7 protein-coding genes and 1 pseudogene are annotated in these 9,326 nt (G+C 62.1%); 7 read left to right on the top strand and 1 reads right to left on the bottom strand.

Annotated features, from left to right (window positions below):
* Positions 1-241: 241 nt before the first annotated feature.
* Positions 242-2,704 carry a penicillin-binding protein 1A gene (locus BFP90_RS20965; protein ID WP_370671703.1) on the bottom strand — a complete coding sequence of 821 codons (2,463 nt, stop codon included), beginning with the start codon at positions 2,702-2,704 and terminating at the stop codon, positions 242-244.
* A gap of 218 nt (positions 2,705-2,922) precedes the next feature.
* Between BFP90_RS20965 and pilM the strand changes: the two genes are divergently transcribed.
* The 7 genes and pseudogenes from pilM to BFP90_RS20930 all read left to right on the top strand — a co-directional run.
* A complete protein-coding gene (pilM, locus tag BFP90_RS20960) occupies positions 2,923-3,579 on the top strand; it encodes a type IV pilus biogenesis protein PilM (protein ID WP_065885701.1) in 657 nt (218 codons plus the stop codon).
* Positions 3,576-4,127: a PilN domain-containing protein gene (locus BFP90_RS20955; protein ID WP_065885700.1), complete on the top strand. Its 552-nt coding sequence runs from the start codon at positions 3,576-3,578 to the stop codon at positions 4,125-4,127. The genes pilM and BFP90_RS20955 overlap by 4 nt, the downstream gene beginning before the upstream one ends.
* Positions 4,124-5,095, top strand: coding sequence for a pilus assembly protein PilP (locus BFP90_RS20950; protein ID WP_065897890.1), 972 nt, complete (start codon positions 4,124-4,126; stop codon positions 5,093-5,095). The genes BFP90_RS20955 and BFP90_RS20950 overlap by 4 nt, the downstream gene beginning before the upstream one ends.
* Positions 5,096-5,236: 141 nt before the next feature.
* A pseudogene (locus BFP90_RS20945) lies at positions 5,237-6,490 on the top strand (type IV pilus secretin PilQ); the annotation flags it as partial.
* Positions 6,491-6,494: 4 nt separating this feature from the next.
* The gene (gene aroK / locus BFP90_RS20940) at positions 6,495-7,013 is read left to right on the top strand and encodes a shikimate kinase AroK (protein WP_065885698.1); all 519 of its coding nucleotides are present in this window, start codon (positions 6,495-6,497) and stop codon (positions 7,011-7,013) included.
* Positions 7,014-7,138: 125 nt separating this feature from the next.
* Complete coding sequence (gene aroB, locus BFP90_RS20935; protein ID WP_065885697.1) at positions 7,139-8,239, top strand: 3-dehydroquinate synthase; 1,101 nt, start codon at positions 7,139-7,141, stop codon at positions 8,237-8,239.
* A gap of 10 nt (positions 8,240-8,249) precedes the next feature.
* The coding region (locus tag BFP90_RS20930) for an AAA family ATPase (RefSeq protein WP_065897889.1) at positions 8,250-9,326 on the top strand (1,077 nt) is incomplete at its 3' end.

Here is a 9,326-nt window from a genome sequence, read left to right as displayed (position 1 = left end):
TTCGGCCAGCGTGGTTTAACGGGGCGCCTGAGATCAAGATCAAAAGCAGATCAAGAGCAAGAGCAAGAGCAAGAGCAAGAGCAAGAGCAAGAGCGACTCGCTTCGCATCGTGGTTACGGTTGAGCGCTACAGAGTTGTGTAGATATCTATGCTCCGATAGCGGTACATCAGTCCCGGATTCATTGGCTGACAGCCTGCAATCGGGGGCAAGCCCCCTCCCACATTGGAACTGTGTTGTGCCTTAGAAGAGGTCGATCGGCGCGCCTTCATCCGCCGGCAGCGGGCTGCCCGGTACGGCGCCGTTGCCCAGCTCGTTGACTGACGGCGGCGTGTCTTCGCTCTTGAACAGTTCGAAGTAGGCGTTCGGCGTGCTTGGCGAGGCCGCGCGGCCGCTGACTGGGTCGATGCGCAGGCTGAGGATGCCTTCCGGTTCCGGCTGGGTGTGCAGCGGCTTGTCCTTCAAGGCTGCGCCCATGTAACTCATCCAGATCGGCAGCGCCACGGTGCCGCCGAATTCGCGACGCCCCAGGCTTTCCGGCTGGTCGTAACCGGTCCATACGGTGGTCACGTAGTCGCCGTTGTAGCCGGAGAACCAGGCATCCTTGGATTCGTTGGTGGTACCGGTCTTGCCCGCGATGTCCGCACGGCCCAGGGCCAATGCACGTCGGCCGGTGCCCTTCTTGATCACGTCCTGCAGGATGCTGTTGAGGATATAGGTGGTGCGGCCATCCACGATGCGTTCAGCCACCGCCGGTGCCTGTGGCTCGCCCGGAGCTTGAGGGTTTGCGGCAGGCGTCGTACCCGGCGTCGGTTCAATGGTGATGCCGCCGTTACTCGGCGCGGCGAGACCATCGGTTGCCGCCACGCCATTGACCACATCGCCGGGTACCCGTGGCGGGTTGGCGGTGAACAGTGTGTCGCCATTACGGCTCTCGATCTTGTCGATCAGGTACGGCGAGATCTTGTAGCCGCCGTTGGCAAAGGTGCTCCAGCCGGTGGCAATTTCCATCGGCGTGAGGGTCGCGGTGCCCAGGGCCAGGGACAGGTTCGGCGGCAGGTCAGACTTGGCGAAGCCAAAGCGGGTCATGTAGTCGATGGTCTTGCCCACGCCCATCGCCTGCAGCAGGCGGATCGACACCAGGTTGCGCGACTTGTACAGCGCCTCGCGAATGCGGATCGGGCCGAGGAAGGTGTTCGTGTCGTTCTTCGGGCGCCAGACCTTGTCCAGGTACTCATCGACGAACACAATCGGCGCATCGTTGACCAGGCTGGCGGCGGTATAGCCGTTATCCAGCGCGGCGCTGTAGACGAACGGCTTGAAGCTTGAGCCCGGCTGGCGCTTGGCCTGGGTGGCGCGGTTGTAGTTGCTCTGTTCGAAGGCGAAGCCGCCGACCAGCGCGCGGATCGCACCATTTTGCGGGTCCAGGGACACCAGTGCGCCCTGGGCGACCGGTACCTGGCTGAATTTCAGGCTGTCATCGGCCTGGCGTTGCACGCGGATCAAATCACCCACCTGCGCCACGTCGGACGGCTGCTTGGGCATCGGGCCCATGCTGTTGGTATTCAGGAATGGACGTGCCCATTTCATGCTGTCCCACGCCACATGCGCTTCGCCGCTGCGGGTCAGTACCTGCACGCCATCTTTCTTGACCTGGGTGACGATCGCCGGCTCCAGGCCGCTGATCGGACGTTGCTTGCCCAGTTCGGTGGTCCAGGCGCTCAGGGTCTTGCCCGGCAGGCGCGATTCAGGGCCGCGATAGCCGTGGCGCTGGTCATAGGTGATCAGGCCATCGTGCAGCGAATGGTTGGCAATTTCCTGCAAGTTGCTCGGAACGGTGGTGGTTACGCGGAAACCTTCGGTGTAGGCCTCGCTGCCATACCGGCCAACCATTTCCGCACGGGCCATTTCGGCGATATACGGCGCATTCACTTCCGGCGTCGGCACGTGATAGCTGGCGTTCAATGGTTCGGCCACGGCACTTTCGTAAGCCGTCTGGTCGATCTTGCCGAGCTTGTACATGCGCCCCAGGATCCAGTCGCGACGCTCCTTGCTGCGCGCCGGGTTGGCCAGCGGGTTGAAGCGCGACGGCGCCTTGGGCAGGCCGGCAATCATCGCCATTTGCGCAAGGCTCGCATCCCGAATCGACTTGCCGTAGTACACCTGGGACGCCGCCTCGATGCCGTAGGCTCGGTTGCCCAGGTAAATCTTGTTGACGTACAGCTCGAGGATTTCGTCCTTGGTCAACTGGCGTTCGATCTGCAGCGCCAGCAGGATCTCGGTGGCTTTGCGCGAAAAACTGCGCTCGCTGGTGAGGAAGAAGTTCTTCGCCACCTGCATGGTGATGGTGCTGCCGCCGGATTGAATGTGTCCGCTTTTTACCAATTGCGTGGCTGCACGGACCAGGCTGCTGGGGTCGACGCCGTAGTGGTTGGCGAAATTATCGTCTTCAGCCGACAGCAATGCGTTGATGAAATTGGGCGGAATGTCGGCGAAACGGATCGGTGTACGGCGCATTTCGCCGAACTCCGCGATCAGTTTTTCATCGCTGCTGTAGACCCGCAAAGGAATCTGCAACTGGATACTTCTGAGGGCCTCTACCGACGGCAAACCCGGACTAAGGTAGAGGTAGGCCCCGCTGAGTACGAGCAGCAGCCCGCAGACGATCGCGACAATGGAGTACCCGAAAAACTTCAGCAGACGAATCAAGGCTTTTGGATTTCCAGAGAAAAGAAAGAGTTACGCGTCGGGGCATGCATGGCGAACGATGGATCGACCCGGGCGGCAGATAAAAAGCGGGAAAAAACGCTGGGCATTAAAGCATTTTCGCCTCCGGGCGTCATTCGCACGGCTCAAACAAGTCGACCGAATGCACGGCCCGGAGGCAATCAGGCGGTAAGACAGGCAAAGCTTTAGGGAGTTTTATGGGAAAGGGATTTTTCAGGCGAAAACACGCCATCGTTCTCGGCGTCGACATCAATGACCGAGGTATCAAGCTGATCGAGCTGGGCCGTTCGGCGCAAGGTTTCAGCATTCAGGGCTACGCCGCGCAGGGGTTGCCGGCGCATGCGGTGGTCGATGGCACAGTGCTCGACCTTGAAGGGGCCGGGCGGGCGCTGCAGCAGGCATTATCGCGGCTGCACAGTCGCGCCAGGCACGCAGCCGTGGCCGTCTCGGGCCCGTCGGTGATTACGCGGGTGATCGAAATGGACGCAGGCCTCAGCGACGAAGAGAGGGCCTGGCAGATACACATGGAGGCCGACCAGTACATTCCTTATCCTCTGGACGAAGTCGCCATCGATTTTCAGGTACGCGGCCCGTCGTCCCAGGGCGCCGGGCGGGTGCAGGTCATGTTGGCGGCTTGCCTGCGCGAACAGGTCGAGGCGCGCGAGGCGGTCCTGGGCCTGGCCGGGCTGGTGACGCGGGTGGTGGATGTCGAAGCATTTGCATTGGAGCGCGCTTGCCGTCAGGATTTTGCCAGCTTCACGCCAGGTCATCGAGTCGATGGCGCACAATGGGCCGCCGATGCCCACGGGATGGGAGTGGCTTGCGGGTTGGCCCTGAGGAGTTTCGCTGGATGACACGAATCAATCTTTTGCCTTGGCGCCAACTGCTGGCCGAGCGGCGCCGCAAGTATTTGCTGGTGCTTTTGCTGGCGTTTGCCTGCCTGGCGCTCGCGGCGGTGTGGCTGGCCGATCAAGTGATCGACCAGGCGATAGACCGGCAGGTCACCCGCAACGTGCGCCTGGACGGGAATGTTGCCGCGCATGACTCACGAATCAAGACCATCGACGACCTGCAGGAGCGAAGCCAGCAATTGGCGCAGCGCATGAAGGTGATGCAGGATCTGCACGACGCGCGCTCCTCCGGCGCTCGGCTGTTCGATCAGCTGGCGCGCACGATGCCCGATGGCGTTCACCTGCATGAGGTGGTCGCCAACGGCGACACGCTCAGCATCCGCGGCAGTGCCGACAGCAACCAGGATATCGCCCAGTTGATGCGTCGGCTGGAGGCGTCGCAAGGCGGCCATTCGGCGCGGCTCGAGCGTGTTCAGGCAGAGGGTGAGCGCGGCGCTCATCAGTTTCAGTTGATGGTGCGCCAGGGGGAAACCATCGAGGCGCAACCATGAGCCTGCCCGGGCTCGACTTTTGCGCACTCACCTACAACGCTGCAAAATGGCCCTGGCCTGCAAAGGTCCTGCTTGGCTGCACCCTGGGCGGCCTGGTGCTGTTGATAGCAGAAGTGTCATACCTGGGCGCTTCGCGAGCGCGATTGCACGGGTTGGAGGCGCGCGAGCAAGTGCTGCGCGGGCAGCTTGAACAGAGTGCCGGTGTGGCCGCAGACCTTGAGGCGCACACCGAGCGCGTCAGGGTAATGGAAGACACCGTCGCGGATCTTCAAGGGCAACTGTCCGGCGACGCTGCAGTGCCGGACTTGCTTGAAGACATCGCTCGGCTGGCGGTTGCCAAGGGCGTATGGGTCGAGGGCGTCGAGGTGATGGACGAGGCGCCGCAGCCGTTCCATGTCGAACAGCCCTTGAAGGTTGGCGTTACAGGGGGTTATCACGACCTGGCGGCGTTCGTCAGCGCCCTGGGTAGTTTGCAGCGCGTCGTCACGGTGCATGACCTGGCGTTGCGCTCGGAAGGGGCTTTGTTGCGGCTGGAGCTGCTGATCAAGGCCTATCGAGGCGTTTTTCAGGGGGGCAAGGCATCACAGGCGGGCGTCCCGGCTCCGCGCTTTGTGTACGACGCGACCTCCCTGCGCGACCCGTTTCAACTGACAGCCTTGCAACCGGATCATTCGCCTGGGCGGCCCGCCCCTGCTCCGGATCTCACGCGGCCGCGCGGGCTGCTGGAGGGCATCGCAATCGACCAGTTCGACATGGTCGGCACGCTGTCCGGCGGCGGGCAGAGCTTTGCGTTGCTGCGTGCCGGATCAACGGTGCATCGGCTGGCGGTCGGCGACTACCTCGGTCCGGATCATGGTCAGGTCACGTCCATCCAGGACGGCCATGTGGAACTGGTCGAGCGCTTTCCCGATGAACAGGGCCTCTGGCTGGAGCGCCCACGAACGCTGGTGTTGAACGTCAACTCATAACGGAATCAAACAATGAAAAGGATTTTCTTGTCCTTCGGCGTGGCGCTATGGATAGCGTTCACGGTGCCGATGGCTGCTGCTGTGCCCAATCGCGTCGACCTTATCCATCTGCCGCCGCCTGAAAGCACGTCGTCGGCCGACTACACAGGCGACACACTGAACCTTAATTTCCAGAACATCGATTTGCGCGCGGCATTGCAGCAAATCGCCGATGTCGCCGGCCTGAACCTGGTGGCCGCAGACGAGGTGCAGGGTTCGATCACCCTGCGGCTCAAGGACGTGCCCTGGGACCAGGCGCTGGACCTGGTGTTGCAAGCCAAGGGGTTGGACAAGCGGGTCAAGGCCGGCGTCTTGCTGGTGGCCCCCGCCGACGAATTGGCCGCACGCGAACTGCTGACGCTGGAGGCGCGCAAGCAGATGGCCGAACTGGCGCCGTTGCGCCGGGAGTTACTGCAGGTCAATTACGCCAAGGCGGCGGACCTGGCCAAGCTGTTCCAGTCCATGGCCGGCTTTGAAGGCGCGACCGACGAACGCGGTTCGGTGGCGGTGGACGATCGCACCAACAATATCATCGCCTACCAGACCGCAGAGCGGCTGCAAGAGCTGCGGCGGATCGTGGCGCAGCTGGACGTCCCGGTGCGCCAGGTGATGATCGAGGCGCGCATTGTCGAGGCCAATGTCGATTACGACAAAAGCCTGGGCGTGCGCTGGGGTGGGCGGCTCAATCGCGGCAATTGGGGCGCCGGCGGTATTTCAAAACCCCCGGCAGATGGCGCGCAGCCACCGCCGAATCCACCCAGTTCACCCTTTGTCGATTTGGGTTCGCTGACCGGCACCTCGGGTCTGGGGCTGGCGTTTATCACCGACAACCTGCTGCTGGACCTTGAGCTGACCGCCATGGAAAAGTCCGGCAACGGCGAAATCGTCTCGCAGCCCAAGGTGGTCACCTCGGACAAGGAAACCGCGCGCATTCTCAAGGGCACCGAGATTCCCTATCAGGAATCCACGTCCCAGGGCGCCACCTCGGTATCGTTCAAGGAAGCTTCGCTGTCGTTGGAGGTCACGCCGCAGATCACCCCCGACGATCATGTGATCATGGTGGTCAAAGTCACCAAGGACGAACCCGACTATTTGAACAAACTCAACGACGTGCCGCCGATCAAGAAAAACGAGGTCAATGCCAAGGTCCTGGTCAAGGATGGCGAGACCATTGTCATCGGCGGGGTTTTCTCCAATACCCAGAGCAAAGTGCTAGATAAAGTGCCATTTTTGGGCGATGTGCCGTATCTTGGCCGCCTTTTCCGGCGCGATGTGCGGTCGGAGAAAAAATCCGAGCTGCTGGTATTCCTGACTCCGCGTATCATGAATAACCAGGCGATTGCTGTGAGTCGTTGATTCTGTGCGAAATTTGATTCTTGTAGGGCCGATGGGGGCTGGAAAAAGCACCATCGGCCGTTTGCTGGCCAAAGAGCTGCGCCTGCCGTTCAAAGATTCCGATAAGGAAATTGAATTGCGCACGGGTGCCAATATCCCATGGATCTTCGATAAGGAAGGCGAACTGGGCTTTCGCGACCGCGAGCAGGCAATGATTGCCGAGCTGTGCGGCTGCGATGGCGTGGTATTGGCCACCGGCGGAGGCGCAGTGATGCGTGATGAGAATCGCCGCGCCCTGCATGCCGGTGGTCGGGTGGTGTATCTGCATGCCTCGGTCGAGCAGCAGGTGGGCCGCACGGCTCGTGATCGCAATCGCCCATTGCTGCGCACGGCCAACCCGGAAAAAACCCTGCGGGACCTGCTTGCGCTGCGCGATCCGCTGTATCGGGAGATCGCCGATCTGGTGGTGGAAACCGATGAACGGCCGCCCCGAATGGTGGTACTAGATATTCTTGAGCGCCTGCAACGGCTGGCACCCCGTTAAAGCCTGGCCGCAAATGCGCTATTCTCGGCGGCGCGCCATGACCTTACGGGGTATGGCGTAGAGCCATCAGGCAGCGTCTGATCCAGGCGTTACCGGTCGTCACACTATCTTCAACGCGGGGACACATGCAGACACTTAAGGTCGATCTAGGCGAGCGCAGCTACCCGATCCATATTGGCGAAGGTCTGTTGGACCTGCCCGAACTGCTCGCACCGCATATTGCCGGTCGGCAGGTGGCGATCATCTCCAACGAAACGGTGGCGCCGCTGTATCTGGAGCGTCTGAGCCGCAGCCTGGCGGCGTACTCGGTGATCTCGGTAATCCTGCCCGACGGCGAAGCCCACAAGAACTGGGAAACCCTGCAGCTGATTTTCGATGGCCTGCTGCGCGCACGGCATGACCGCCGCACCACCGTGGTCGCCCTGGGCGGCGGTGTGATCGGCGACATGGCCGGCTTCGCGGCCGCCTGCTACCAGCGTGGCGTGGACTTTATCCAGGTGCCGACCACGCTGTTGTCCCAGGTCGATTCATCGGTAGGCGGCAAGACCGGCATCAACCATCCGCTGGGCAAGAACATGGTCGGCGCGTTCTATCAGCCGCAGGCCGTGCTGATCGACACGGCCACCCTCAACACCTTGCCACCCCGCGAGCTGTCGGCGGGCCTGGCGGAAGTCATCAAGTACGGGCTGATCTGCGACGAGCCCTTCCTGACCTGGCTGGAAGAACATATGGACGCCCTGCGCGCCCTCGACCAGGTGGCACTCACCGAGGCAATTTCCCGCTCCTGCGCAGCCAAGGCGCTGGTGGTGAATGCCGACGAACGGGAGTCCGGTGTACGGGCTACCCTGAACCTGGGTCATACCTTCGGCCATGCGATCGAAACCCACATGGGCTATGGTGTGTGGCTGCATGGGGAAGCCGTCGCGGCTGGCACAGTGATGGCATTGGAGATGTCGCAGCGCCTGGGCTGGATCAGCGCCCAGGAGCGTGATCGCGGGATCCGCCTGTTCCAGCGCGCCGGTTTGCCGGTGATTCCGCCGTCCGAGATGACCGAAGCGGATTTCCTGGAGCACATGGCAATAGACAAGAAAGTGATCGACGGTCGGCTGCGGCTGGTGCTGTTGCGCCACATGGGCGAAGCGGTGGTGACCGACGATTATCCGAAAGAGATTTTACAGGCCACGCTGGGAGCGGATTACCGCGCCCTGGCCCAGCTTAAAGGTTAATAAGATCGCGATGACTAGTTTGCATGCCGACGAGGCGTTCCTCGGCCATTATCACTTGAGCCACGACCCTTTCGCTCCACGGGTGCCTGGTTTCAAATTCTTCCCTGCCCAGCGCAAGCCGGTACTGGGGCAATTGCACCACCTCGCGCGCTACAGCCAGTTGCTGCTGGTGGTCACGGGGCCGTTGGGCAGCGGCAAGACGTTGCTGCGCCAGGCGCTGGTCGCCAGCACCAACAAGCAATCGGTGCAGAGCGTCGTGGTCTCGGCCCGTGGCGCCGGTGATGCGGCCGGCGTGCTGCGCCAGGTGGCGCAGGCGCTGGACGTCGCCAACGCCGAGCCGAACGCGATCCTCAAGCAGGTGGTGCAACTGGGCCTGACCGGCCAGGAAGTCTATCTGCTGGTGGATGACGCCGAGCAACTCGACGAGTCCGCCCTGGAAGCATTGCTGGCGCTGGCGGCGGGTACGCCGGAAGGTCGTCCCCATGTGTTCCTGTTCGGTGAGTCGTCGCTGATCGCCGATCTGGAACAGATCAGCGGTGAGCAAGAGCTGTTCCACGTCATCGAATTGCAGCCGTACGAAGAAGAAGAGACCCGCGAATACCTGGCTCAGCGCCTCGAAGGCGCAGGGGCCGGTATCGAACTTTTCTCCGCTGCGCAGATCTCTGATATTCACGAAAGCTCCGATGGCTGGCCTGGCAACATCAATCAGGTTGCCCGCGATGCAATGATCGAAGCCATGATTGCCAGCCGCTCTGCGGTCAAGCGTCCAAAGATGGGGTTCACTATGCCTAAGAAGCACGTATTGGCTATTTCCGCCGTTGTCGTGGTCGCCGTTGCCGCCGCCTGGTTGATTCCAGGCCGCAGCAAGGCGCCGACCACCGCTGGCGCGCCAACCGAACAGGCGCAGTTGCCACTGGGCAAGCCCACGCCAAATGTCGAATTCGCCAACTCCGGCCAACCGACCAACCTGCCGATGGTCGGCCAACCGGTCATGCGCGGCCCGCTGGCTGAGGAAGCCGGTGGCATCTCCGAAGGCGACGACGGTGTGCCGGTGGAAGGCTCCAGCGCCACGCCGCCAACCGTGACG

The organism is Pseudomonas sp. 24 E 13 (assembly GCF_900004715.1).
GTDB classification, from domain to species: Bacteria; Pseudomonadota; Gammaproteobacteria; order Pseudomonadales; family Pseudomonadaceae; genus Aquipseudomonas; species Aquipseudomonas orientalis_A.
This window is presented reverse-complemented; position numbering and strand designations above follow the sequence as displayed.

Bases quoted from the DNA above. Each gene is read 5' to 3' on its own strand.
- pilM (WP_065885701.1), top strand. From the start codon at position 2,923: ATGGGAAAGGGATTTTTCAGGCGAAAACACGCCATCGTTCTCGGCGTC.
- BFP90_RS20955 (WP_065885700.1), top strand. From the start codon at position 3,576: ATGACACGAATCAATCTTTTGCCTTGGCGCCAACTGCTGGCCGAGCGG.
- BFP90_RS20950 (WP_065897890.1), top strand. From the start codon at position 4,124: ATGAGCCTGCCCGGGCTCGACTTTTGCGCACTCACCTACAACGCTGCA.
- aroB (WP_065885697.1), top strand. From the start codon at position 7,139: ATGCAGACACTTAAGGTCGATCTAGGCGAGCGCAGCTACCCGATCCAT.